Annotated in this window: 24 protein-coding genes; 12 read left to right on the top strand and 12 right to left on the bottom strand. The window is 72.7% G+C overall.

The annotated features are described in order from the left end of the window. Positions 1–40: 40 nt before the first annotated feature. The 7 genes from map to NITAL_RS14935 all read right to left on the bottom strand — a co-directional run bounded on the left by map (position 41) and on the right by NITAL_RS14935 (position 7,417). Positions 41–808 (bottom strand): type I methionyl aminopeptidase, encoded by a 768-nt coding sequence (gene map, locus NITAL_RS14965; protein ID WP_052667048.1) that lies wholly within the window; start codon positions 806–808, stop codon positions 41–43. A gap of 140 nt (positions 809–948) precedes the next feature. Continuing rightward, positions 949–1,971: a class II fructose-bisphosphate aldolase gene (gene fbaA, locus NITAL_RS14960; RefSeq protein ID WP_052667047.1), complete on the bottom strand. Its 1,023-nt coding sequence runs from the start codon at positions 1,969–1,971 to the stop codon at positions 949–951. A 72-nt stretch (positions 1,972–2,043) separates the two neighbouring features. Beyond that, on the bottom strand, positions 2,044–3,786 hold the full coding sequence (locus NITAL_RS14955) for a phospho-sugar mutase (RefSeq protein ID WP_052667046.1): 1,743 nt from the start codon (positions 3,784–3,786) through the stop codon (positions 2,044–2,046). Positions 3,787–3,872: 86 nt separating this feature from the next. Beyond that, positions 3,873–4,250: a DUF983 domain-containing protein gene (locus tag NITAL_RS14950; protein WP_052667045.1), complete on the bottom strand. Its 378-nt coding sequence runs from the start codon at positions 4,248–4,250 to the stop codon at positions 3,873–3,875. A gap of 153 nt (positions 4,251–4,403) precedes the next feature. Next, the gene (locus NITAL_RS14945; RefSeq protein ID WP_052667044.1) at positions 4,404–5,024 is read right to left on the bottom strand and encodes a TetR/AcrR family transcriptional regulator; all 621 of its coding nucleotides are present in this window, start codon (positions 5,022–5,024) and stop codon (positions 4,404–4,406) included. 9 nt (positions 5,025–5,033) lie between these two features. Beyond that, positions 5,034–6,161 (bottom strand): acyl-CoA dehydrogenase family protein, encoded by a 1,128-nt coding sequence (locus NITAL_RS14940; protein ID WP_052667043.1) that lies wholly within the window; start codon positions 6,159–6,161, stop codon positions 5,034–5,036. Positions 6,162–6,220: 59 nt separating this feature from the next. Beyond that, a complete protein-coding gene (locus NITAL_RS14935) occupies positions 6,221–7,417 on the bottom strand; it encodes an acyl-CoA dehydrogenase family protein (RefSeq protein WP_052667042.1) in 1,197 nt (398 codons plus the stop codon). A gap of 228 nt (positions 7,418–7,645) precedes the next feature. Between NITAL_RS14935 and NITAL_RS14930 the strand changes: the two genes are divergently transcribed. After that, the gene (locus NITAL_RS14930; RefSeq protein WP_052667041.1) at positions 7,646–9,259 is read left to right on the top strand and encodes a LuxR C-terminal-related transcriptional regulator; all 1,614 of its coding nucleotides are present in this window, start codon (positions 7,646–7,648) and stop codon (positions 9,257–9,259) included. A 42-nt stretch (positions 9,260–9,301) separates the two neighbouring features. Here NITAL_RS14930 and NITAL_RS14925 read toward each other — a convergent pair whose 3' ends face one another. Beyond that, on the bottom strand, positions 9,302–9,937 hold the full coding sequence (locus tag NITAL_RS14925; protein ID WP_211262431.1) for an alpha-ketoglutarate-dependent dioxygenase AlkB: 636 nt from the start codon (positions 9,935–9,937) through the stop codon (positions 9,302–9,304). Between the two features lie 85 nt (positions 9,938–10,022). Beyond that, entirely contained in the window at positions 10,023–10,484 is a 462-nt protein-coding gene (locus tag NITAL_RS14920; RefSeq protein WP_052667040.1) for an SRPBCC family protein, read from the bottom strand. 175 nt (positions 10,485–10,659) lie between these two features. On the opposite strand from NITAL_RS14920, the gene NITAL_RS14915 reads away from it, so the two are divergent. From NITAL_RS14915 to NITAL_RS14865, 11 genes are all read left to right on the top strand, one after another. Beyond that, entirely contained in the window at positions 10,660–12,000 is a 1,341-nt protein-coding gene (locus NITAL_RS14915) for a D-arabinono-1,4-lactone oxidase (protein ID WP_052667039.1), read from the top strand. Next, complete coding sequence (locus NITAL_RS14910; RefSeq protein ID WP_211262430.1) at positions 11,997–13,217, top strand: alanine racemase; 1,221 nt, start codon at positions 11,997–11,999, stop codon at positions 13,215–13,217. Before NITAL_RS14915 ends, NITAL_RS14910 begins: the two co-directional genes overlap by 4 nt. 92 nt (positions 13,218–13,309) lie before the next feature. Continuing rightward, the gene (locus NITAL_RS14905) at positions 13,310–13,681 is read left to right on the top strand and encodes a putative signal transducing protein (protein ID WP_052667038.1); all 372 of its coding nucleotides are present in this window, start codon (positions 13,310–13,312) and stop codon (positions 13,679–13,681) included. A 372-nt stretch (positions 13,682–14,053) separates the two neighbouring features. Further along, positions 14,054–14,605, top strand: coding sequence for a bidirectional hydrogenase complex protein HoxE (gene hoxE, locus NITAL_RS14900; protein WP_052667037.1), 552 nt, complete (start codon positions 14,054–14,056; stop codon positions 14,603–14,605). Then, positions 14,605–16,254, top strand: a complete 1,650-nt coding sequence (locus tag NITAL_RS14895) for a NuoF family protein (RefSeq protein WP_052667036.1) — start codon at positions 14,605–14,607, stop codon at positions 16,252–16,254. Before hoxE ends, NITAL_RS14895 begins: the two co-directional genes overlap by 1 nt. Before the next feature lie 44 nt (positions 16,255–16,298). After that, positions 16,299–17,027, top strand: a complete 729-nt coding sequence (locus NITAL_RS14890) for a 2Fe-2S iron-sulfur cluster-binding protein (RefSeq protein WP_211262429.1) — start codon at positions 16,299–16,301, stop codon at positions 17,025–17,027. Next, positions 17,024–17,605, top strand: a complete 582-nt coding sequence (locus tag NITAL_RS14885; protein ID WP_211262428.1) for an NADH-quinone oxidoreductase subunit B family protein — start codon at positions 17,024–17,026, stop codon at positions 17,603–17,605. The genes NITAL_RS14890 and NITAL_RS14885 overlap by 4 nt, the downstream gene beginning before the upstream one ends. Positions 17,606–17,626: 21 nt before the next feature. Continuing rightward, entirely contained in the window at positions 17,627–19,063 is a 1,437-nt protein-coding gene (locus NITAL_RS14880; protein WP_052667034.1) for a Ni/Fe hydrogenase subunit alpha, read from the top strand. Further along, positions 18,973–19,587 (top strand): hydrogenase maturation protease, encoded by a 615-nt coding sequence (locus NITAL_RS14875; RefSeq protein ID WP_342674207.1) that lies wholly within the window; start codon positions 18,973–18,975, stop codon positions 19,585–19,587. The genes NITAL_RS14880 and NITAL_RS14875 overlap by 91 nt, the downstream gene beginning before the upstream one ends. A 24-nt stretch (positions 19,588–19,611) precedes the next feature. After that, on the top strand, positions 19,612–20,031 hold the full coding sequence (locus NITAL_RS14870; protein ID WP_052667032.1) for a pyridoxamine 5'-phosphate oxidase family protein: 420 nt from the start codon (positions 19,612–19,614) through the stop codon (positions 20,029–20,031). Between the two features lie 124 nt (positions 20,032–20,155). Further along, positions 20,156–20,410, top strand: a complete 255-nt coding sequence (locus NITAL_RS14865; protein ID WP_052667031.1) for a hypothetical protein — start codon at positions 20,156–20,158, stop codon at positions 20,408–20,410. A 170-nt stretch (positions 20,411–20,580) separates the two neighbouring features. Here the strand turns inward: NITAL_RS14865 and NITAL_RS14855 are convergent, their stop codons facing one another. Genes NITAL_RS14855 through NITAL_RS14845 form a run of 3 tightly spaced genes read right to left on the bottom strand, consistent with a single transcriptional unit; the run spans position 20,581 to position 24,462 of the window. Beyond that, the gene (locus tag NITAL_RS14855; RefSeq protein WP_052667029.1) at positions 20,581–21,066 is read right to left on the bottom strand and encodes a response regulator; all 486 of its coding nucleotides are present in this window, start codon (positions 21,064–21,066) and stop codon (positions 20,581–20,583) included. Positions 21,067–21,088: 22 nt separating this feature from the next. Then, complete coding sequence (locus NITAL_RS14850) at positions 21,089–23,029, bottom strand: sensor histidine kinase (RefSeq protein ID WP_052667028.1); 1,941 nt, start codon at positions 23,027–23,029, stop codon at positions 21,089–21,091. After that, complete coding sequence (locus NITAL_RS14845) at positions 23,026–24,462, bottom strand: SLC13 family permease (RefSeq protein WP_052667027.1); 1,437 nt, start codon at positions 24,460–24,462, stop codon at positions 23,026–23,028. The genes NITAL_RS14850 and NITAL_RS14845 overlap by 4 nt, the downstream gene beginning before the upstream one ends. Positions 24,463–24,493 lie beyond the last annotated feature (31 nt).

Below are 24,493 nucleotides of genomic sequence, written 5' to 3'. Positions count from 1 at the left end.
TCGGATGCAGTCTGATGACTGCATCCGCGTCGTCAGCCCCTCAGGGCTCGGTGAGGATGCGGGGGCCGTCCTCGGTGATGGCGATGGTGTGCTCGACGTGGGCGGCGCGGCTGCCGTCGGCGGTGCGGACCGTCCAGCCGTCCTCGTCGAGGGTGAACGCGTCATCGCCCCCGGCGTGGAACATCGGCTCGATCGCGATCACGAGGCCGGGCTTGAGCTTGAGGCCGCGTCCCGGAGGACCCTCGTTGGGCACCGACGGGTCCTCGTGCATCTCGCGGCCGACGCCGTGACCGCCCCAGCCCTCCGGGATCCCGTAGCCGGCCTCGCGACCGATGGTCCCGATGGCGTGGGCGATGTCCCCGAGGCGGTTGCCCGGGACGGCCGCGTCGATGCCGGCGTGCAACGCGGCCGTGGTGCGCTCGATCAGCGTGAGATCCGCCTCGGCGGGGGTGCCCACCACGTACGAGCGTGCCGCGTCGCCGACCCAGCCGTCCTTGAACACGCCGAAGTCGATGCTGACGAGGTCGCCGTCCTCGAGCGGCACGTCGTTGGGCCACCCGTGGACGATCACGTCGTTGACCGACGCGCAGATCACACCGGGGAACGGCGAGGGCGCGAAGTGCGGGTGGTAGTCGAGGAACGCCGAGGTCGCCCCGTGCTCCTTCATGACGTCGCGTGCCACCTCGTCGAGCTCCCGGGTGGTCACCCCGATCGTGGCGTGGGCCTGCATGGCCTCGTGGGCGAGGGCGACGACACGGCCGGCCTCGCGGAGACCTTCGATGTCACGGGGGCTCTTGCGGACGATCAACGAGGGGCCTGGCGTTCGGGGGCCCTGAGGCTACCCCGCGCCACGTGCCGGGCGGCTCCGGGCGCCTCCGGTCCGCCCGGTCCCGTGCCGGACGCGACGATCCCCGGCCTTGGCCGGGGATCGTCGGAGGTCCGGGACCGTCAGCGGCCCTTCTGGCCGGCCGAACGCAGGCTCTCGCACGCCTCGACGACCCGGGCGGCCATGCCCTCCTCGCCGGCCTTGCTGTACGAGCGGGGGTCGTAGACCTTCTTGTCGCCGACGTCACCGTCGACCTTCAACACGCCGGCGTAGTTGGTGAACATGTGGTCCACGATCGGTCGCGTGAACGCGTACTGGGTGTCGGTGTCGACGTTCATCTTGACCACGCCGTGGTCGAGCGCCTCGTGGATCTCCTCGAGGGTCGAACCCGACCCGCCGTGGAAGACCAGGTCGAACGGCTTGTCCTGTCCGACCTCGGCGCTGACGGCGTCCTGCAGCTCCTTGAGGATCGACGGACGGAGCTGCACGTGTCCGGGCTTGTAGACCCCGTGCACGTTGCCGAACGTCGCGGCGAGCATGTAGCGGCCCCGCTCCCCGACGCCGAGCTTGCGGGCCGTGGCGATGGCGTCCTCCGGCGTGGAGTACAGCTTCTCGTTCATCTCGCCGACGATGCCGTCCTCCTCACCGCCGACGACGCCGATCTCCATCTCCATGACCGTCTTGCCGGCCACGCAGCGCTCGAGCAGCTCGTCGGCGATCTGCAGGTTCTCCTCGAGCTCGACCGCCGAGCCGTCCCACATGTGGGAGTTGAACAGCGGGTCCTGCCCGCGGGCGACCCGCTCGGCCGAGATCTCGACCAGGGGCCGCATGAACCCGTCGAGGTGGTTCTTCGGGCAGTGGTCGGTGTGCAGCGCGATCTGGACCGGGAAGCTCTCGGCCACGACCTTGGCGTACTCGGCGAAGCCGCTCGCGCCGACGACCATGTCCTTGACGGTGAAGCCGGACCACGCCGCAGCGCCACCGGTCGACACCTGGACGATGCCGTCGCTCTCGGCCTCGGCGAACCCGCGGAGGGCGGCCAGGAGCGTCTGCGACGAGGTGACGTTGATGGCCGGGTAGGCGAACGCGCCCTCCTTGGCGCGGTCGAGCATGTCGTTGTAGGCGTCGGGGCTGGCGATGGGCATCGCAGGTTCCTGTCGGGCGGTGGTCGGGGTCGCTCGGTCTCGGTACGGGGCGCGGGCGGGCCGCGCGGGTCGTCAGCTCTGGAGGCCGACGAAGGTGAGCAGGTCGCGGCCGACACGGTCGGCGAGCGCGAGCTGGTCGGCCTCGAGGGAGGCGAGGTCGGTGTCGTCGGCGAGCGCGGTCCGCAGGTCGACGTAGACCTTGCACTTCGGCTCGGTACCCGAGGGACGGATCATGGCGCGGCCACCTCCGTCGAGGGAGCACTCGACGAGGTCGGTGGCAGCCAGCCATGGCGGGCGTTGGTCGGCCCCCGTGCGGTAGTCGGTGACGGCGGTGACGGCGAGGCCACCGAGGGCGTGGGGGGTGCGCTCGGACAGCAGCGCCATCGCGTCGGCGATCTCGCGCTGTCCGGCGGCGCCGGGACGGGTGACGCTGACCTGGTGGCTGACCCAGGCGCCGTGCTGGACCGACAGCTCACGGATGCGATCGAGCACGGTGCGGCCCTCGGCGTGCAGGAGCGCCACCATCTCGGCGAAGGCCACGGCGGCACCGATGCCGTCCTTGTCGCGGACCACCGAGCCGACCGTCGAGCCGAGCGCCTCCTCGAAGCCGAACACGAAGGTGCGCTGGTCGGAGACCTCGAGCTCGCGGGCAGCGCGGGCGATCCACTTGAACCCGGTGAGCGTCGCCTCGAACCGGGCGCCCCGTGCGTCGCAGACCTCATCGAACATCGGGGACGAGACCACCGAACGCACACCGAGCGGCCGGGACGCGTCGGTGCGGTCGAGCAGGTAGCTGCCGAGCAGGACGCCGATGCGGTTGCCCGACAGCGGCAGCCACCCACCCGCGCCGTCCGGGACCGCCACGGCGAGCCGGTCCCCGTCCGGGTCGTTGGCGATCAGCAGGTCGGCATCGAGGTCACGGGCGAGGGCGAGGGCTGCGTCGAGCGCGCCCGGCTCCTCGGGGTTGGGGAACGCGACGGTCGGGAACGTCCCGTCGGGCTCGGCCTGCGTCGGCTCGACGTGGAGGTCGTCGAACCCGGCGAGCGCGAAGGCCTGCTGGATCAGTTCGCCGGCCACCCCGTGGAGCGGGGTGTAGACGATCGTCAGGTCACGGGCGACGTCGTCCGGCAGCGGAGGCCGGGCACCCTCGAGCTCCTGGAGGAAGCGCTGCACGACCACCGCGTCGACCGGCGCGACCTTCGGGTGGTCGGCGAGGTCCTCGGAGGCGACGAGCGGGACCTCCCGGGCCGGCCCCACGGCCTCGATGGCGGCCGCGATAGCCGCGTCGGTCGGCGGGACGATCTGCGCGGCCCCCTCGACGTAGACCTTGTAGCCGTTGTCCGCCGGCGGGTTGTGGGAGGCGGTCACCACGACGGCCGCCGCCGCGTCGAGCGCCTTCTGGGCGTACGCGATCAGCGGGGTCGGCTGGGGCGTCGGGAACCAGCGCACCTCGATACCGGCGGCGGCGAGGACCCCGACGGTGTCGGCGGCGAACCGCGCCGAGTCGGTGCGCGCGTCGAAGCCGACGACCACGCCTCGCGTGGCGGCATCGGGCACCTCGGCGAGGAGGAAGTCCGCCAGCCCCCGGGTCGTGCGGATCACCACGGCCCGGTTCATGCGGTTCGGGCCCGGGCCGACCTCACCACGCAGCCCCGCCGTGCCGAACGACAGGGCGGCGCCGACGTGCTCGGTCAGGAGGGCGAGGTCATCACCGTCCATCAGGGCCCGCAGGGCGGTGCGGGTCTCCTCGTCGACGTCGCCGTCGGCCCAGGCCTCGGCGAGTGCGTGCAGGTCGGTGGGGTCCGTGATCGTCATGGCAGGCAGCCTAGGCACTCGGCCGCCACCGGCGCCCCGGGACGGTCGACCAACCCCACCGCTCCGGTCGCCACGCCGACCCGCGGTCAGTGTCGCGGGTGCGGGTCCTCGTCACGGTTGGTGGTCACGAACGCGTGGTGGATACCCATCCACACCGTCATGCACCAGGGGTAGAGCACGATCGAGACGGCCAGGTTGACCGCCACCGTGGCGATCAGCAGCCCGGTCCAGGGTGGGTCCGGCCAGGTCAGCGCGAGCCCGCCGAGGAACACCACCGAGAACGCGATGATGACCAGCGCCATCGCCACGACCATCGCACCGAGCCAGTACCCGTCCTCGCGTTCGAACACGAGCCCGCACGCCGGGCAGCGTTCCCGGATGCTGAAGTAGCCCTCGAACAGGTCCGGCTCGGCGCAGACGGGGCAGCGCTTGCGCAGCCCGTTCGACAACGCGCGGCCGTCCACGGCGCCTCCTGACGGGTCTCGTCGGGGCGCGGGAGCGCCACCGACCGGCCGAGGGTAGGACGCCCGCGGTCGGGCGGCTCACGTCCGGCGGGTGGCGTCGGCGACGCTGTGGGGTCGCCAGACACCCCGCGGCCACCAACCACCCAGCGAGGGTCAGGTGGCGACGAAACGGTCGACGACGGCGGCTGCCAGATGACGCAGCAGGGGCGCGCGGGTCGCCGGGTCGACGTCGTCGACGAAGTCCGGCACCCGCGCGGCGGAGTCGATCAGACCGTGGATGCCGGTCGCGGCACCGCGGGCCTCGTCGTCGCTGGCCCCGGGTCGCAGCGCGAGCAGCGGCCCCACCCACGCGTCGACGTACCGACGGTGGTTGTGCAGCGCCCGACCGCGGTAGTCGTCGGGCAGGTGGCGGAGCTCGGTGACCAGGAGCACGAGGGCGGTGGCCTGCCCGATGGCGAGGTCCACGTGCGTCTCGATGAGGGTCGCGAGCGCCTCACGTGGCGGCAGGTCCGCGGCCGCACGCACGGCCGGTCCGAAGCCCTCCGACCAGAGTCGGTCGAGGACGGCCATCAGCAACGCGTCCTTCGACGCGACGTGCCGGTAGACGCCCGGGCCCGAGATGCCTGCCGCCGCCCCGACCTCGTCGATCGAGGTGCCGTGGAACCCCCGTTCGAGGAACAGGGCGGCCGCCGCGTCGAGGATGGCTTCACGCCGCTGCTGACCCCGCGCCGTCACCGGCGCGGCGGCGGGGGCAGCAGCCCGTGCGTCACCCACCCGAACGACCTACAGACCGAGGACGTCGCCGAGGATCCGGCGGTGGTGACGCGGGCTACCGAGCAGCAGCTTGCTGGCCTTCGCGCGCTTGAAGTACAGGTGGATGTCGTGCTCCCACGTGAAGCCGATCCCACCGAAGATCTGGAGGGCGTCGGCCGATGCCGTCTCGTACACCTCGCTGCAGAACGCGGCGGCGAGCGGCACCGCGACGGCGCTCTCCCGCGCCTCCTCGGCGGCCACGACCTGCGCCGCGTGGTAAGCGGTGGAGCGGGCCGACTCGACCTTCACGAGCGTCTCGGCGAGCTTGTGCTTGACCGCCTGGAACGAGCCGATGGCGCGACCGAACTGGATGCGCTCCTTGGCGTACACCGTGGCGTCCTCGAGGCACTGGGCCGCGCCACCCACCTGCTCGTTGACCAGCACCGCGTTGGCGGTCGCGAGGCCGCGGTGGAGCGCGACGGTCGCGTCGCCGCCTGCCAGCCGGTCGCTCCCGGCGACCCGGACACCGTCGTAGCGGACGGTCGCCATCGGCCGCGTGAGGTCGAGGACGGGGACGCGCTCACGTCCGAGGCCCGTCGCGTCCGAGGCCACGAGGAAGAGCGCGAGCCCGTCGTCGGTGGTGGCCGCGGTCACGATCGTGTCGGCGCGCAGGCCGTCGAGGACGAAGCCCGCCTCGCCGTCCAGCACCCAGTCGTCCCCGTCACGCACGGCCCGGACGCCCGGATCGGCCGCCAGCCGGCCGGCCGGGTCGAGGTGGGCGACGGTGGCGACGGTGGTCCCCGCCGCGATGCCCGGCAGCACGGCTGCCTTCTGGTCCGCGTCCGCGGCGACCGCGAGCACGGTCGGCGCGAGCACGGCGGAGGACAGGTACGGGACCGGCAGCAGGACGCGTCCGAGCTCCTCGGCGACGATCGCCGCCTCGACCACGCCGGCGCCGGATCCGCCGTCGGACTCGGGCACGAGCAGGCCCACGAGCCCGAGCTCGGCGAGCTCGCGCCAGCCGTCCTCGTCGACGGCCTGGTCGGTCTGCATCACCTCACGCACGCGGGCGGAGGTGGCGCGCTTGCGGAGCGCGTCGCGGACGGTGTCGCGCAGCAGCTGCTGCTCGTCGGTGACGGTGAAGGTGACGGTGGACATGTGGCTGGTCTCCTCGTGGTGCGCCGCCTGGGGCGCGAGCGGTATCGGTCTCGTGGGCGTCAGCTGCGTGGGACCTCGCGCCACGGGACGTTCTTGTCCACGCGTGGCTCACCCGGCAGGCCGAGGACCCGCTCGCCGAGGATGTTCTTCATGATCTCGCTCGTCCCGCCCTCGATCGAGTTCGCCCGGGCACGCAGGTAGCCGACCACCGGGTCGTTCGACCTGGTCGAGGACTCGGTCGGCCGCGAGAACGTGTAGCCCGCCTCGTGCACCATCCCGCCCGCACCGAGCAGGTCGACGGTGAACGTCGAGATCGACTTGTTGAGGTCGGACCAGTGCAGCTTCCCGGTCGACCCTTCGGGCCCCGGCGTCCCGCTCTTGCGCGCCTCGCCGGCCCGGATCGTGGTCAGGCGCAGCGCCTCGGCCTCGATCCAGTACCGCACGAGCTGGTCGCGGGTCGCCTCGTCGCGTTCGTCGACGTCGATCGCCTCCCACGCCTCGAGCGCGTTGGCGATGGCGCCCGACCCACGTGGGGTGACGTTGGCGCCGATGGCGACACGCTCGTTCATCAGCGTGGCCATCGCCACGGTCCAGCCCTGACCGACCTCGCCGATGCGCAGGTCATCGGGGATCTGCGCGTCGTCGAAGTAGACCTCGTTGAACTCGGCCTCTCCGGTGATCTGATACAGCGGGCGGACGTCGACGCCGTCGCCCTCCATGTCCACCACGAAGTAGGTCAGCCCCGCGTGCTTGGGCAGGTCGGGATCGGTGCGGGCGACCAGCAGCCCCCACTTGGCCAGGTGGGCCAGCGTGGTCCAGACCTTCTGACCGTTCACGATCCAGGTGTCACCCTCGCGGACCGCGGTGGTGGCGAGCGCAGCGAGGTCCGAGCCCGCGCCCGGCTCGGAGAACAGCTGGCACCAGATCTCCTCGAGGGTGAACATCGGGCGCAGGAAGCGGCGCTGGTGCTCCTCGGTGCCGTGCGCGATCAGCGTCCCGGCCCCCATCCCGATGCCGAGGACGTTGCGGTACCGGTTGCCGGTGCTGCCGCCCGCCTCCTCGATGCGCCGGTTGACCTCGCCCTGCCACCGTGGCGACACCCCGAGGCCGCCGAGACCCTCGGGGAACTGCACCCAGGCGAGCCCGTGGTCGAACTGGGCCCCCCAGAACTCCGGGTGGGCGGTGTCGGCGGGCGGGGCCGCCTCGAACAGGGCGTCGATGGCGGCATCGACCTTCTGGCGCTCGTCGTTGCTCACGGTGTGTCGGCTCCCTCTGGTCCGCGGACCGGTGCGCTACCGATCCCTGCGTCCTCCAGGCGTGCTCCCGAAGTGAACGCTTCCTAACATGCTAGCGAGGGCGGTGGCCGACCGCGCCCCCTGGTCCACGAGACGCCGTCTCGGCCCGGCGGCTCGATCACCCGAGGATCGGCTGCGACGGGGAGCCCCAGCGTGGATGATGGGGCGGCGGAGCCGGGAGGAGGCGAGGTGCTGCAGCGAGCACGCGACGCGTACGCGCGGCGGGACTGGCTCACCGCCCGCGAGGCCTTCACCCGAGCCCGACCTGTAGACGTCGGCGCGGACGACGTCTACGCCCTGTCGAACTGCCACTGGTGGCTCGGCGACGTCGCGGCGGCGCTGCCGCTGCAGCGCGAGGCGTTCGAGCGGTACCTGGCCGACGAGCAGCCGGACGCCGCAGCGCTCGTCGCCCTGGACATCGGCTACACGCTGTCGCTGCGGGGGGACGGTGCGCAAGCCTCGGGATGGCTCGGGCGTGCGCGCGGGCTGCTGGAGGGGTTGCCGGAGGGCCCCGTGCACGGCTACCTGCTCCACGTGGCCTTCGAGGAGGCGTTCGAGGCGCGGGACCTCGGGGCGGCGCTCGAGACGGCCGAGCGCGTCCACGCGCTGGGAGTCCGGCTGCGTGACGCTGGCGTCACCGCGCTCGGACTGCTCGGGAAGGGCCGCGTCCTGGTCCGCAGGGGCCAGGTGGCGGCAGGGATGCCCTGCCTGGACCAGGCCATGCTGGTGGCCGTGTCGGACGACCTCGATCCCGCGTGGGCCGGCAACATCTACTGCCACCTGATCGCTGCCTGCTACGAGATCGGCGACCTGCGTCGGGCGGGCGAGTGGACCGAGGAGACCGCGCGCTGGTGCGAGGCCATGCCCGGCTCCGGGCCGTTCCTCGGCATCTGCCGGGTGCACCGCGCGCAGATCATGCAGGTGCGCGGCGCGTGGGACGAGGCCGAGCGTGAGGCGACCCTCGTCACGAGGGAGCTGACCGAACTCGACCTGCCCATCGTCGCGGAGGCCCACTACCTGCTCGGGGAACTCGGCCGGCAGCGAGGCGATGCCTCGGCCGCCGAGGCCGCCTTCCGGGAGGGACACCGGCTCGGGCGCGACCCCCAGCCCGGCCTGGCCCTGCTGCGACTGGCCCTCGGCGACGTCGAGGCCGCCGCAGCCTCGATCCGAACGGGGCTCACGGCGGCAGGTGAGGATCCCCTCGGCCGAGCACGGCTGCTGCCCGCCGCGGTCGAGATCGCGCTCGCCGAAGGGGACCTGGATCAGGCACACGCCTGGAGCGACGAGCTCTCTGGAGCGGCCGACCGCTACGGCACCAGCAGCTTCCAGCTGGCGGCCCTGCACGCCCGCGGCTCCGTCCTGCTCGCGAGCGGAGACGCGAGGACTGCCGCGCCGGTCCTACGTGACGCGCTTCGCACGGGACGCCTCGTCGACGCTCCCTACGACCTCGCCCGGACCCGCCTGCTGCTCGCGGACGTCTACCGGTCCCTGGGCGACGAGGCCTCGGCAGCACTCGAACGTGAGACCGCCGAGTCCACGTTCGGGAAGCTCGGGGTCCGTCGCACGGCGAACCGCGATCGCGACCGGAGCCCGGCTGGGTTGACCAGCCGTGAGGCCGAGGTGCTCTCCCTCGTGGCGACGGGCCGATCGAACCAGCAGATCGCCGCCGAACTGGTCCTCAGCGTCAGGACGATCGAACGCCACCTGTCGACCGTCTACCAGAAGCTCGGGCTGCAGGGTCGTAGCGCGCGGGCTGCTGCGGTCGCCTACGCCCTCCGCGAAGGGGCAGGTCGGCGGCCCTGACGAGCTGTGGCGCGGATCTGCGTGGTCGAGGACCTGGCTCGATCAGAGGTGCTCGGGCGGATCGGCGTGGCGGAACGCGAGGGAGACCCGCGCTCCGGAGGACGCGACCTTCGGGACGGCGTGTTTCCAGGTGCGCTGGGAGGTACCGCCCATGACGAGCAGATCACCGCGGCCGAGGAGCAGGCCGATGGACGACCCACCGTCGCGGGGCCTGAGGCGGAAGGTGCGGGGATCGCCGAGCGAGACGGTCGCCACCGTCGCGGTCAAGCGTTCACGCAGGACCCGGTCCCCGTGCCAGGCGACCGAGTCGCGGCCGTCGCGGTAGAGGTTCGCGCCGACCGTGCGGAACCGGACGCGGTAGCGCTGCGACAGCACCTCGCCGAGGTCGTCGAGGATCGTCAGCTGCGGGGGTAGTTCACCGAGCCGCAGGCGCGCCGTCAGACGGGGCTGCTTGACGAGTTCGCCCTGGATGCGTTCGTCGCGCTGCCGCCACGGCAGCACCTCGACGCAGGTCGCGAGCAGCACATCGCTGCCCTCGAGCCAGCCGGGGACGTGATCGATCCACGCCCCGTGCTCGAGGCGACGCCGCTGCGCGACGAACCCCGGGTCGGCACGGGGGCCGTCCCCGGGGTCGTCGTCGAGCAGGGAGGTCTGCCAGGTCAGCGGGGGCGCGGCCACGTCGCGGCTCCTGGTGCGGAGACCACCACGGTAGCGAACGTACGTTCGATTCGCGCGTTCCCGTCGACCCGCGTCCCCGCAGGGATCACATCGGGTCCTGCTTCACCTCGCCCCGCCACGCGCCGGTCTCGGCACCGCGGGACTCGATGAAGTCCTTGAACTGGTCGAGGTCACGCTTGATCTTGCCGTCCATGATCCCGAGCGCGTCACCGGTCTTCTCGACCCAGTCGGTCGGCTCGACATCCATCTGGACGGTGACCCGGGTGCGACCGTCGTCGATGCGGTGGAAGGTCACGACCCCGGCGTGCTGGGTCTCACCGCGGGAACGCCACGCGATGCGCTGGTCCGGCTCCTGCTCGGTGATGTCGGCGTCGAAGGACCGCTCGGCGCCCATCATCTTCACGTGCCACCGCACGGTCGTGTCGTCGATCTGCTCGATCCGCTCGACGTCCTCCATGAACTGGGGGAAGTCCTCGAACTGGGTCCACTGGTTGTAGGCGGTGCGCACGGGCACCTCGACCTCGACAGCCTTCTCGACGGTGCTCATACAGGTCCTCTCGCTGGGGACGTCGCTGGGTACGCCCCAACGATGCGCTCGGCGCCGCCGCCGCGCAGCAACCACGACACCCTCGGACGGTCGAGGTGTCGAGCCGGACCGGACGGTGTCGGTGGCCTCCCGACCGCGGCGTCGGCTACAACGGGCCACCCACGAGGAGGCAGGGGTGGGCCACCACTGGCGCAACTGGTCGGGCAACCAGCGCAGCAGCCCCGCGCGGCTCGTCCGCCCGGCCGACGAGGCCGCGGTCGTCCGGACGGTGACCGAGGCGGCCGCCCGCGGTGGGCGCGTGCGGACCGTCGGCGCCGGACACAGCTTCACCGGCCTCGTCGCCACCGACGACACCCTCCTCGATCTGGCGGCGCTGCACGGCGTCCGGGAGGTCGACCCGGCCACGGGCGTGGCGACCATCGGCGCGGGCACGACCCTGGCCGCGACCAGCGCGCAGCTCGCCGACCACGGACGGGCGTTCGAGAACCTCGGCGACATCGCGGTCCAGACGGTCGCCGGTGCCACCGCGACCGCGACCCACGGCACCGGGGCCCGCTTCGCCAACCTCGCCTCCACGGTCGTGGGGCTGCGCCTCGTGGCCGGGGACGGCCGGACCGTCGACATCGACGCGGGGCGCGATCCGGACCTGCTGCGGGCCGCCCGGGTCCACCTCGGCGCCCTCGGCGTGGTCACCGAGGTCCGTGTCCGGACGGTGCCGGCCTTCACCCTCGAAGCCGAGGAGTCGGTCGAAGCGGTCGACGAGGTGCTCGCCGACCTCGACGGGTTCGTCGACGGCAACGACCACGCCGAGTTCTTCTGGTTCCCCGGCAGCGAGGGCCGGGCCCACCCCCACGGCCTGGCGCTGGTGAAGCGCCAGCAGCGTTCCAACGCCCCGCCGCGCCCCCGGGGCGCCGTCACGGCGTTCGTCAGCGACGAGCTGATCAGCAACGTGGTCTACGGCGCCATCGTCCGTGCCAGCGACCACCTCCCGAGTGCCACGCGCGCCATCCACGCCGTCCTGGGGTCGATGCCGGCCAGCGCCTACGCCGAACGCAGCGACCGGGTGTTCGCGTCCCCACGCCGGGTGCGGTTCGTCGAGATGGAGCAGTCGGTCCCCCGCGAGGCGTTCCCCGAGGCGTTCGCCCGCGTACGTCGAGTGTTCGCCGATCGGGGGCGGTACGAACCCTTCCCGGTCGAGTGCCGGTGGGTCGCGGGCGATGACGCCGATCTGTCGCCGGCGCACGGCGGCCCGCGGGCCTACCTGGCGGTGCACCTCTCGCCCCGACGCCACGACCCCCGCTTCTTCGCCGCGGTGGAGGAGGCCCTCCTCCCGCTCGGCGCGCGTCCCCACTGGGGCAAGCTCCACGGGCGGACCGCCGCGGACCTGGCCACGAGCTACCCCCGCTGGTCGGCGTTCCAGGCGGCCCGGGCCCACCTGGACCCCACGGGCACGTTCGCCAACGACCACCTGGACCGCGTCCTCGGACCGGTCACCTCACCCGTGGGGCGAGCGTGACCGGCTCGACCCTCGCGGAGCACCCCGACGAGCTGTACGCCCGCTACCGGTCCGCCCTGGCGGGCCGCAGCCTCCCCCAGGCCTTCGTCGACCTCGACCGGTTCGAGACCAACGCCCGGGCCCTGCTCGTTCGGGCCGGGGATCGACCGATCCGCGTCGCGTCGAAATCGGTCCGTTGCGTGGGGTTGCTGTCCCACCTGCGGACGCTGTCTCCGCGGTTCGCGGGCGTGATGTGCTTCACGGCACCCGAGGCGCTGCACCTCGCCGCGGCGGGCTTCGACGACCTGCTGGTCGCCTACCCCACCGTCGACCCGGCTCACCTCGCCGACGTCGCGGCCGCCGTGGACGCCGGGCACCACGTCACCCTCCTGGTCGACAGCGCCGAACACGTGGAGCACCTCGAACGCCACCTACCCCCCGGCGCCCCGGTCCCGGTGGCCATCGACCTCGACCTGTCCTGGGACCTGCCGGGCCTGCGCTTCGGGGTGCTGCGCTCCCCCACCGACAGCGCGGACGCGGCGGCGCTCCTCGCCGCCCGGGTCGCCACATCGCCGCGTCTGCAGCTGGACGGCATCGTGGCCTACGAAGCGCAGGTCGCCGGGGTCGCCGAACGCGCCCCGGGACGGTCCCGGGCCGAGCAGGCGGTGATCGTCGCGCTGAAGCGGCGGTCGCTGGTCCGCATCGCGCGTCGCCGGGCCGCAGCCGTGGCGGCGATCGAGCGCACGGTCGGCCACCCCCTGCGCGTGGTCAACGCCGGCGGGACCGGCAGCCTCGAGTCGTCGGCGCGCGAGCGGGTGGTCACCGAGGTGACCGCTGGTTCCGGGCTGCTGGCCCCCGCGCTGTTCGACCACTACGACGCGTTCGAGCACCTGCCCGCCGCCGGGTACGCGGTGCCGGTGGTCCGCCACCCGGCTCCGGGCGTGGTCACCTGCCTCGGTGGCGGGTACGTCGCCTCGGGTGCCGTCGGTCCGGACAAGGCACCTGTGGTGTGGGCCCCGGCCGGCGCACGCCTGACCGCCCTGGAGGGTGCCGGCGAGGTCCAGACCCCCGTGCTGCTACCCGCGGGTGTGCACCTCGACCTCGGTGACCCGGTGGTGATGCGCCACGCGAAGGCGGGCGAGCTGTGCGAACGGTTCGCCAGCCTGCTGGTGATCCGTGGCGACCGCGTCGTCGACGAGCTGCCGACCTACCGCGGGGAGGGTGCGACCTTCCTCTGACGCACCCGGCGATCGCGGTCCCGCGGACCTGCCGCCGGGTACCGTCACCACGACGCACGCGACCCGGCGCGCGATCGCCGCCTGGAGTGCCCGTGGACCCGCTCGAGCCCGTCCACCACGTCCCGTCGGTCCGCGTCGGACGGTTCCTGACCCGCTCCGAGGCCGAGGTCGCCCGCGGGCTGCTGGAGTCCAACGGCGTGCCGGCCGTGGTCATCGGCGACGACGGCGGGGGTGTCCAGCCCGACATCAGCTACGGGTACGGCGGCGTGGCGATCGGTGTCCACCCCGACGACGTCGAGGAGGCCACCGCGCTGCTCGGCGACATCGACGCTCCCATCGCACGCAGCGACCTGCGCACCACCGGGTGGCGCACACGGGGGGTGGCCATCGTCGCCACCGTGATGATCGCGACCCTGGCGGTCCTCGCCGTCTCGCTGCTGAGCATCCCGACCTTCCGCGGCTAGGCCACCTCGAAGCACGCGGATGCCGCCAGCGCTGCGGCACGTCCTGGCTGCCAGGCGCCAGGAACTGCCCAGCCGACCCTCCAACGCCCTGCGCCCAACCGCAGTTCCTGGCTGCCAGGCGCCAGGAACTGCGGTGGAGCGGCCTCCGCGGGGGTCGATCACGGTCCTGGTGCCCTGCGACGACCTCCGACTTCCTCCGGGCCAGCCTCGTCACGGCGGTGGCGACCCTGTCCCTGCTGGTCGCAGGAGCAAGGATCCGGTTGCATCGCGAGCTGTGACGCCCGGGGTCGAGGGGCCCGAGTCGGAGCGACCAACGGCACTTCTCAGCTCGCGACCCGACCTCTAGCGTCGACTGCGGACGAGGAGGTGGACGTGCCCACACCGCGAGGGTCGGGCGAACGCACGCGGCCGGTGACCCCTCACCCGTCCGGCGACGAGCGCTTCGGCCTCATCGACACCGCCTTGAAGCGCGCCCGGTACGCACAGGATCACCTCATCGAGGTCCTCCACGTCGCTCAGGAGGTGTTCGGCTACCTCTCCGAGGACATCCTGCGGTACGTGGGCGGCGCGCTGCACCTGCCGGCGAGCCACGTGTTCGGCGTCGCCACCTTCTACCACCTGTTCACGTTCGAGCCCCCCGGCGAGCACACCTGCACGGTCTGCACCGGAACGGCGTGCTTCGTCCAGGGCGCGGACGCCATCGTCGACGCCATCGGGCGCGAGTACGGGGTCGCCGCCGGCGCGACCACCGAGGACGGACGACTGACGCTCAGCACGGCCCGCTGCCTGGGCTCGTGCGGGATGGCTCCCGTCGCCGTGCTCGACGGCGAGGTCCGCGGTCACCTCGACGCCGATGCCACGCTGGCCGAGGTGGCGGCCAAGCTGGCCTCGGCGGACACCGGCGCCACCGCGGAGGTGCGCTGATGGGTGCGCTGATCGACCTCGATGCCGTCGCGGACGCGGAGCTGACCGCCCGTGGGCGCCGTACCCACCGCGCCCTCGTCTGCACCTCGACCGGGTGCGCGTCCGCCGGAGCGACCGCGGTGCGGACCGCGCTGGACGACGAGGTCACGCGGGCCGGCCGCACCGAAACGGTCGAGGTCGTGCCGACCGGATGCCCAGGCCTGTGCAGCCGTGGACCGCTCGTGCAGGTCGAACCCCGTGGCGGCGAGCCGACGCTCTACGAGCACGTCGACGAGGCCGGGGCGCGCACCATCGCCAAGGATCACCTCCTCGAGGATCGCGTCGCGACCTCGGTCGACGTGGTCCCGGCCGACCTGCCGTTCCTGGCCCACCAGGTCCGGATCGTGCTCGCCAACGCCGGGAGGATCGACCCCGACCGACTCGAGGACTACGTCGCCGTCGGCGGGTACCGGGCGCTGGACACCGCGCTCCACACGATGACCCCCGAGGAGGTCCTCACCACGATCGAGCGCAGCGGCCTCCGCGGACGCGGCGGCGCCGGCTACCCGACCGGACGCAAGTGGAAGCTGCTGGCGGCCGCGGAGGGGCCGCACAAGGTGGTGGTCGCCAACGGCGACGAGGGGGACCCCGGTGCCTTCATGGACCGCACCATCATGGACTCCGATCCCCACCGGGTCCTCGAGGGGCTGACCCTCGCCGCCTACGCGACCGGCGCCGACCGTGGCTACCTCTACGTGCGCGCCGAGTACCCGCTCGCCATCGAACGCCTCGACCGTGCGATCCGTGCCGCCAAGCGGGCACGGCTGCTCGGGCGGGGCATCCTCGGCACCGACCTCTCGTTCGACGTCGAGGTCCGCGTCGGAGCAGGGGCGTTCGTGTGCGGTGAGGAGACCGCGCTCCTGGCCTCGATCGAGGGCCGGCGAGGCACGCCCCGCCTCCGGCCGCCCTACCCCACCGAACGGGGTCTGTGGGGAGCGCCCACGATGATCAACAACGTCGAGACGCTCGCCAACGTGCCGGCGATCGTCGCCGATGGTGGCGCCCGCTTCAGCTCGATCGGGACGTCGGAGAGCCGGGGCACGAAGGTGTTCGCGCTGGCCGGCCCCCTGACCACCACCGGTCTGATCGAGGTCCCGATGGGGATCACCCTGCGGACCATCGTCGAGGAGATGGCCGGGGGCATCGCCGGTGGTCGGCGGTTCAAGGCGGCGCAGACCGGTGGGCCCTCCGGCGGGTGCATCCCCGAGGGTTCCCTGGACACGCCCGTCGACTACGAGCACCTGCGGGCGCTCGGATCGATGATGGGGTCCGGCGGCCTGGTCGTCATCGACGAGACGGTGAACATGCCCGAGTTCGCCCGCTTCTACATCGCCTTCTGCCGTGACGAGAGCTGCGGCAAGTGCGTGCCGTGCCGCGCGGGGACCGTGGAGCTGCACGAACTGCTCGACCGGGTCTGCCGTGGCGAAGCCCGCCGCAGCGACCTCGACCGGATCGAGTCGCTGTGCCGCACCGTGCAGGCCACGTCGCTGTGCGGGCTCGGACAGTCGGCTCCCAACCCGGTGCTGTCGACCCTGCACCACTTCCGCGACGAGTACGAGGCACTGCTGGTCGACGATCCCGAGCCGCTCGCGAGCGCGGGTGCGCCGTGAAGCCCGGCGCCGCACCGCGGGCCACGCGGCCGACCGTCCCCGTCGTGCTCGACGGGCAGGAGGTCCTGGCGCACGAGGGCGAGACGATCCTGGCGCTCGCCCGGCGCTGCGAGGTCCCGATCCCGACGTTGTGCCACCTCGATGGCCTCTCGGTGCACGGTGGGTGCCGGGTCTGCATCGTCGAGGTCGACGGCCACGTCCGACCGCTGCTGGCGTGCGCCACGCCGGTGCACCCGGACATGGAGGTCCGCACCGCCACCGAGCGGCTCGTCGAGCACCGGCGCACGATCGTGTCTCTGCTGTTCGCCGAGGGCAGTCACGTCTGCGCCGCGTGCGTGGCGAGCGGCGCGTGCGAGCTGCAGGCGCTGGCGACGAGCACCGGGGTCGACCACGTCCCGCACACGATGGCCTTCCCGCGCCACGAGGTGGACGCCAGCCACCCGCGGTTCGTGCTCGACCGGGACCGGTGCGTGCTGTGCACGAGGTGCGTCCGCGTCTGCCACGAGGTCGAGGGCGCCGACGTCTGGGACCTCGCGCACCGTGGCAACGGTGCCCGACTCATCGCGGGGATGGACCAGCCGTGGGGTGAGGTGTCCGCCTGCACCTCGTGCGGCAAGTGCGTCGCCGTCTGCCCGACGGGAGCCCTGTTCGAGCACGGTACGTCGTCGGGCGAGCGCCGCCCCGACCCCGGCGTCGCGGCGTGGCTGGTCGAGGCACGTGCCGGCAGCTGGGACGACCGCCCGCCGGTGCAGGGCGAGGAGGCGGGACCGTGAGCACACCGCTCGGACGTCGCCCCCGGCTGGCCACCGCGTGGCTCGGTGGTTGCTCGGGCTGCCACATGTCCTTCCTGGACCTCGACGAGGTGCTGTTCGACCTGGCCGCACGCGCCGACGTGGTGTTCGGTCCGCTGTCGGACGTGAAGGTGTTCCCACCGGACGTGGATCTGGTCCTGGTCGAGGGCGCCGTCGCCAACACCGACAACCTCGCCCTGGCTCGCACGATCCGGGCCAACGCCCGGGTGGTGGTGTCCTTCGGCGACTGCGCGATCACCGGCAACATCACGGCCCTCCGCAACGGTCTCGGTGACCCGGACGCGATGCTCCGTCGGGTCTACGTCGACGGGACCGACCTCGGTCACCAGATCCCGACGGTGGTCGTCCCGAAGCTCCTGCCCCAGGCCCTCCCCCTCCACGAGGTCATCCCCGTCGACGTCCACCTCACCGGCTGTCCGCCGTCAGCGACCCGCATCGCGACGGCGATCTTCGCCCTGCTCGACGCCATCGAGGCAGGCGAGGACGTCACCACGGCACTCACCCGCCATCCCCTGGACCCACCCCGGTTCGGCAACTGACCGACGACCGTCGGAGGCAGCGTGCACGACATCCACGTGATCGATCCGGTGTCCCGGATCGAGGGCCACGCCAAGATCACCCTCCACCTCGACGACGAGGGACAGGTCACCGACGCGCGTTTCCACGTGACCGAGTTCCGCGGTTTCGAGGAGTTCTGCCGCGGCCGTCCGGTCGCCGAGATGCCGGGGCTGACGGCACGGACCTGCGGCATCTGCCCGGTCAGCCACCTGCTCGCGTCCGCCAAGGCCGTCGACGCGATCCTCGCGGTCACGATCCCGCCGGCGGCGACGCTCCAACGCAAGCTGGCCAACCTCGGCCAGATCGTGCAATCCCACGTGCTGAGCTTCTTCCACCTGTCGGCCCCCGACCTGCTGCTCGGGATGGACGCCGACCCGGCGTCGCGCAACGTCTTCGGTCTGATGGCCTCGGAACCCGAGCTCGTGCGTCGCGGTATCCGCCTGCGGCAGTTCGGCCAGGAGGTCATCGCTGCCGTCGCCGGCGAACGGATCCACGGGAGGGGCATCGTGCCCGGCGGTGTCGCGCACCCGTTCACGACCGAGGCGAGGGACGGGCTGCGGGCCTGGCTCGACGAGTCGCTCGGCGCCGCGACCGAGACGCTGCGCTCCCTGGCCGTGATCGAGGAGCGTCTCGCCCGCGAGGTGGAGGTGTTCGGCCGCTTCCCGTCCCTCTACCTGGCGCACTGCGCACCCGACGGCACCTGGGCGCACCTCGACGGCCACCTGCGCGTCATCGACGCCGACGGTGCCACCGTGGTCGACCAGCTCGACCCGGCCGAGTACCGCAGCGTCCTCGGCGAAGCTGCGGTGCACGACTCCTACCTCAAGGTCCCCTACTGGCGGGACCTGGTGGTGGACGGCGACCCCTCACCGGGGATGTACCGCGTCGGTCCGCTCGCGCGGATCAACATCGCCGACCGCTTCGGGACCCCCGAGGCCGACGCCGGCCTGGCTGCGTTCCGCGATCGTGTCGGCCGCATCGCCTCGTCCGCGTTCCACTACCACCACGCCCGCGTCCTGGAGGTGGTGGCCTCCATCGAGCGGATCGGCACCATCCTCGACGACCCCGGCTTGCTCGACCCCCTCGTCAGGGCACGGGGTGGGATCAACCGGCGGCGCGGCGTCGGCTCCTCCGAAGCGCCGCGCGGGACGCTGTTCCACGATTACACCGTGGACGAGGACGGGCTGGTCACCGACGTCGACATGATCATCGCGACGGGTCAGAACGCCCTGGCGATGAACCGCACGATCCTCGAGATCGCGCGCGCCTACGTCGACGGCCCGACGTTGCCCGACGGCGTGCTCAACCGCGTCGAGGCCGGTATCCGCGCCTACGACCCCTGCTTGTCGTGTTCCACCCACGCGATCGGGCAGATGCCGATGCTGGTGCAGCTGGTGGCGCCCGACGGCACGGTCGTGTGCGAACGGAGCCGCGACTGAACGCCGAGCGGGGGACGACGACGGCACCGCGACCGCCGGTGCTGGTGGTCGGCGTCGGCAGCGAACTGCGACGTGACGATGCGGCAGGACGTCGCGTGGTCGAACGCCTGCGCGGGAAGCTACCGACCGACCGCGTGGAGCTCCGGTCGGTCCACCAGCTGACCCCCGAGCTCGCGGACGAGGCGACCGGACGCGACCTGCTCATCGTGGTCGACGCGTCGGTCGATGCGACCACCGTCACCGTCCAGAACGTCCGGGCCGAGGCCACCCCGTCGGCGTTCAGCCACCGCCTGGACGTGCCGGCGCTGGTGCGGCTGTCCGCGGCGCTCGGTGCTCCCCCGGCCGAGGTCGTCACCGTGGCGATCCCCGCCCACGATCTGAGCATCGGTACCGACCTGTCGCCGGCGACCGCCCACGACGTCGCGGTCGCCGCTGACCACGTCATCGTGCTCTGCCGCGGGAGCACCAGCCGGCCCCGCGGGACCGTGGCCGGAGGGGGCACCGACGGCCCCGGGCAGCACTAGCCTCACCACGAGCAGGAGGACACGATGAAGCCACCACCACGGCCCGGCGATCTGGTCGCGATCGACCCGGACGAGTGCGTGACGTTGCTCGAGTCGGCCGCGTGGGCGCGTCTGGCGTTCAGCCTCGACGGCGTGCCCAGCGTCCTGCCGATCAACATCCTGCTCCACGACGACGCGATCTTCTTCCGGACGGCGACCGGCTCGAAGCTGGCCGCAGCCGCCGGCAGCGGGACCGTGGCCGTCCAGGCCGACAGCGGCGACCCGGACACGCGTGAGGGCTGGAGCGTGCTGGCACAGGGTCAGGCATCGATCGTGACCGACCCCGAGGTCGAGGAAGCCCTGCTCGCGCGGCCGTTCGAGCCCTGGGCCATCCCGGACGACAAGCCCTTCTGGGTCCGCGTCGAGGTCGAGCACATCACGGGGCGCCGCATCGTGCGGTCCTGAGGGCGCCGCATCGTGCGGTCCTGACGCACCGACCGGATGGATGGGTCCTGCGCGTCCGTGGCCTTCGCCTCTGTGCGACAGTGGGAAGGGGAGCGATGCTCGAGCGTCCTCCGGAGGAACACCGATGGCCATCAAGATCCTGCAGAACCCGCCCGACCCCGACGCGCCTGCCGTCCCCGACTCGTGGGCGGTGATGGAGGCCCGGCTGGCGACCACCAAGGTGCACGACCTGCTCGACGAGGCCGCGTCGCGGCTCAGCCGTCTGGCCGCCGAGGTCGACCTGCCCGAGGACGTCGCCGCGGCGGTCCGCGAGACCCTCACCCTGGTCGAGGCCGGCCGCGGGACGATCGTCGCCGCGCGACGCCACGTCCGCGTCTGACATCGCGAGATGCGGCCTCGCAACCGAACCCTCCTCAGCGCCGCGATCCTGATCCTGCTGCTGCTGATCGCGATCGTCTCCGTCTCGCGTGACGCCGGTGTCGACGTCGACGACGTGGAGGCTCGAACGGCAGGGTCAGCCGCGGCCCCGGCGGCGCCCCTGACCCCGGGTCAGCGGTCGCCGAGCTGACGGATCACCGGCATCACCCGTGTCGCGTCGAGCGCGCGCAGGTGCGGCAGCGGGTCGAGCCCCTGATCGAGGACGTGCTCGGTCAGCTGGTCGCGGACCACCTCGCGGAGCTCGTCGGGCTCCCACGGCTTGGCGATGTAGCGGTCGAGCCCGGCCGCGTTGACCGCCCGGATGGTGTCCTGTTGGTCCGCCTGGCCGGTGACCAGGACCGTGCGTGCCGCGACCGTGCGTGGATCGTCCTGCATCTGCACCAGGAAGTCGACGCCGCTGGTGCCCGGCAGCCGGTGGTCGGCGAGGACGAGCGCCAGCCGGTCCCCGTCGCCGTCCACCTCGTCGACCACCTGCCACGCGTCCGCCACGTCCTCGGCCGCCTCGAGCCGGACGACGTCGGCGATCTCCGAGAGGTCACGCTCGATGGCGTGACGGACGGCGGGCTCGTCCTCCAGGATCAACACCGTCAGCCGCATCGGATCGGTCCTCCTCGTCGGCTCACGCCGGGGTGTCGTCGGGCGGTCCTGCCACGGGTAGCACCACGATCGCCACGGTCCGCCCCGGCCGGGATTCGAGCGCGATGGACCCGCCGTGGTGCTCGACGATACGCCGCGCGATCGCCAACCCGAGCCCGAGGCCGTAGCGCACCGTGCCCTGCTTGGTGGTGAACCGGGGTTCGAACACGCGGGGCAGCACGTCGGGGTCGATGCCGGGGCCGTCGTCGACGATGCGGATGCGGACGTGGTCGGGGTCCGGGCGGTCGGTCGCGATCGTGATCGACCCGCTGCCGTCGAGCTCCTCGGCGGCGTTGACGAGCAGGTTGGTCCAGACCTGGTCGAGCTGGCCCGGGTGGCACCGCACCGGTGGGAGCTGCCCGTACGCCCGCTGGAGGTCGATACCGCGGAGCCGGTGCGCGGTCAGGCGGATGGTGTCCTCGAGTCCGGCGTGCAGGTCGACGTCGGCGACGGGTTCGGCGTCGGGCCGCGCGTAGGCGCGGAGGCTGGCCACCAGCTCGCCTACACGACGCGAGGCGAGTTCGAGGTCCTGCACGGCTCCCCCGAGGCCGGCGGCTGCTTCGACCAGGTCGAGGGTGGCCTCGCCGCGCGCCACGAGCCCCCGCGCCTCGTCGGGGTCGTCGATACCCACGGCGGTCAACCGTCGGGCGAGGACCGGATCACCGAGCACCCGCTCGAGCTCACGTCGGGCCGCGCGCTCGTCCGCGGTGCTGCGCGGGGTCCGGGCGCGAGCGGCGGCGAGGACGCGTCGTCCCACGTCCGCGTCGGGGTGGCCGGTCAGCACGCGGTCGAGGTCCTCGGCGACGTAGCTGGCGGCGCGATGGAGCACGGCCGTGGGGTTGTTGAGCTCGTGGGCCACCCCGGCGGCGAGCTCGCCGAGGGTCGCGAACCGCGCCTGTTCCACGAGTTCGAGCCGAGCTTGCTCGAGCTGGTGGAGGGCCTCGCTGAGGCGCTGCCGTTCGCGGTCGAGCTCGCGGTTGAGCTCGATGCGTTCGATCTGGAGCTGTTCGGACCGGCGCAGCCGCCGAGCCAACGCTCTGATCGCGACGGCCGCCAGGGCGCCACCCACCTCGGCTTCCTCGGCCAGGGCGCGGTCGAGCTGTTCGAGGGACAGGTGCACGACCTCGGCCTCGCTGGTGGTGCGGGCGGTGAAGTAGGCCCGTCGCTGCTGGGCCAGGGCCAGCAGGCCGATGACGGGGCCCGTCGAGTCGTGGTGCAGCCGCAGGTCCCCCACGGGTGTGGTGCGATCGAGCGCGACGTGGCCGTCGAGCACCACCACGACGCCGTCCACGCTGTGATCCTGGTGGGTCAACCGGGTGCCGGTGGGCAGGCGGAGGCGGGGGCGTGGACCGAGCACGCGCTCGATCGCCGCGACCAGCCGGGCAGCGACCTCGTCGGGCCCGAGCTCGAGGTCGGCCAGCAGCTCGCTGGCGGGCAGGTCGAGGCGTTGGTCGTCGGACAGGACCAGCGCGTCGAGGCGCTGATCGTCGGGCCGGTGGGCGCGCAGCCACCGGGCGACCTGCGACCTGGCGTGGGTCGCCAGGGTCCCCGCCGTCCACGGGATCGCCACCACGGCGTCGATGCGGTCCCCGTCGACGGCGGCGCCGAGGTCGGTGTGAGCCGACCGATCGGTGACCACCAGGGTGCGAGCCGCGGTGAACGCGGCGGCGCGATCGAGCCCGGCGATCGTCTCGTCGACGCTGCCGAGGTCGCTGCTGATCACGACGATCGGGACGTCGACGGGGTGCAGCGCGCCGACCACGGCCAGTGCGTCGGTGACGTCGTGCACGACCCGCACGAGGACGACGTCGGCCACACCCGCGTCGATCTCCTCGGCGATGGCGCGCCCGAGCGGCTCGGGCGCCACGATCACCGCGAGCAGCGCCGGCGCCTCCCCGGACCCGTCCGGACCGACGCGGCTCACAGGAGGCCCAGCCGGTCCCACAGCCAGGGCATCAGCAGCGCCAGGGCCGCTGCTCCCACACCACCGATGACCAGACCGCTGACGGCCATGTCCCGGGTCGCCACCTCGCCGGTCGCGAAGGCGACGGCGTTGGGCGGGGTGGAGATCGGCAGCGCCATCGCCAACGCGCAGGCCAGGGCGACGATCACCCCGACCGCCGTCGCGTCGATGGGCAGCCCGATGGCGAGGCTCAGCGCCAGCGGGATGAGCAGGTTGGCCGTCGCCGAGTTCGAGATGACGGTGGACAACCCGAGCCCGGTGACCACCAGCAGCACCACGAGCAGCGTCAGCGGCAGCTGGTCCCAGGCGACGAGCCCCAGCACCCAGACGTCGAGACCGGTCGTGCCGATGCCGGCACCGAGAGCGATGCCGCCGGCCACCAGCCACAGCACCGGCCACTGGAGCGCACGGAGGTCGTCACCTCCCATGACCTGGGTCGCGAGCAGCGCCACGACCGGCACGAACCCGACCGTCGACGAGGCGATCCCGTGCAGCGGCTCGGTGAGCCAGAGGAGCACGGTCCCGCCGGCCACCACGTAGAAGACGACCGCGGCGGGGCTGCGGTCGAAGCTCGCCGTCAGGTCGAACGCCATCGGCGTGTCCGCCGCGATGTAGCGCCGGGTCAGGAACCACCACGCGAACAGCAGGACGACGACCATCAACGGCACGGCCAGCAGCATCCACCCGAGGAACGACACGCCCTCGCCCTGGGCCTGCAGCGCACCGAGGGCGATCGCGTTCGGCGGGCTGCCCACCGGCGTCCCGATCCCGCCGACGTTGGCGGCCACCGGGATGGCCAGCGCCAGGCCCGTGCGGGACCGACCGGGCGGCAGCACCGCGAGGATGGGCAGCACGACGGCGAACATGGTGGCCGTGGTGGCAGTGTTGGACACGAACATCGACAGCGCGGCGGTGATGGTCATCAGGCCGAGGACGGTGCGACGTGCGTTCCCGGCGAAGGGCCGCAGCATCACGGCCGCCAGGTTGCGGTCGAGCCCGAACTTGCCCGCGCCGTCGGCGATGAGGAACCCGCCGAGGAACAGGACGATGACGGGGTCGGCCAACGCAGCGAAGTAGCCCGCCGCGGGCAAGACGTCACCGGCGACGGGGACCAGCGCCTGATCGGAGATCATCAGGACCTCGAGCAGGATCACCAGCACCGCCGTGGCCACCAGGGGGATGGCCTCGGTCACCCACAGCACGATCGCCAGCAGGAAGATGGCCAGCATGCGCTGCCCGGCGGGCTCGAGCCCCTCGATGTCGACCAGCAGCGGGACGAGGAAGACGAGGACGCCGGCGATCAGCCCGCCGCGCTGCAGCTTCGTCGGAGCGGGGAGCTGGACCGGCGGTCGTACCGTCCCTGCACGCACCCGCGATCCACCGTCCTCGGCCATCACCTCACCCTACTGCGGACCGTGAGCCCGC

The organism is Nitriliruptor alkaliphilus DSM 45188 (assembly GCF_000969705.1).
GTDB classification, from domain to species: Bacteria; Actinomycetota; Nitriliruptoria; order Nitriliruptorales; family Nitriliruptoraceae; genus Nitriliruptor; species Nitriliruptor alkaliphilus.
The sequence above is the reverse complement of the archived record's forward strand: the minus strand, read 5'-3'. Positions and strand labels throughout refer to the sequence as shown.

What these genes read in the sequence shown, in the direction of transcription:
- NITAL_RS14845 (WP_052667027.1), bottom strand. Translation starts at nt 24,462, where the DNA reads ATGGCCGAGGACGGTGGATCGCGGGTGCGTGCAGGGACGGTACGACCG.
- NITAL_RS14870 (WP_052667032.1), top strand. Translation starts at nt 19,612, where the DNA reads ATGAAGCCACCACCACGGCCCGGCGATCTGGTCGCGATCGACCCGGAC.
- fbaA (WP_052667047.1), bottom strand. Translation starts at nt 1,971, where the DNA reads ATGCCCATCGCCAGCCCCGACGCCTACAACGACATGCTCGACCGCGCC.
- NITAL_RS14940 (WP_052667043.1), bottom strand. Translation starts at nt 6,161, where the DNA reads ATGTCCACCGTCACCTTCACCGTCACCGACGAGCAGCAGCTGCTGCGC.
- NITAL_RS14920 (WP_052667040.1), bottom strand. Translation starts at nt 10,484, where the DNA reads ATGAGCACCGTCGAGAAGGCTGTCGAGGTCGAGGTGCCCGTGCGCACC.
- NITAL_RS14865 (WP_052667031.1), top strand. Translation starts at nt 20,156, where the DNA reads ATGGCCATCAAGATCCTGCAGAACCCGCCCGACCCCGACGCGCCTGCC.
- NITAL_RS14895 (WP_052667036.1), top strand. Translation starts at nt 14,605, where the DNA reads ATGGGTGCGCTGATCGACCTCGATGCCGTCGCGGACGCGGAGCTGACC.
- NITAL_RS14955 (WP_052667046.1), bottom strand. Translation starts at nt 3,786, where the DNA reads ATGACGATCACGGACCCCACCGACCTGCACGCACTCGCCGAGGCCTGG.
- NITAL_RS14855 (WP_052667029.1), bottom strand. Translation starts at nt 21,066, where the DNA reads ATGCGGCTGACGGTGTTGATCCTGGAGGACGAGCCCGCCGTCCGTCAC.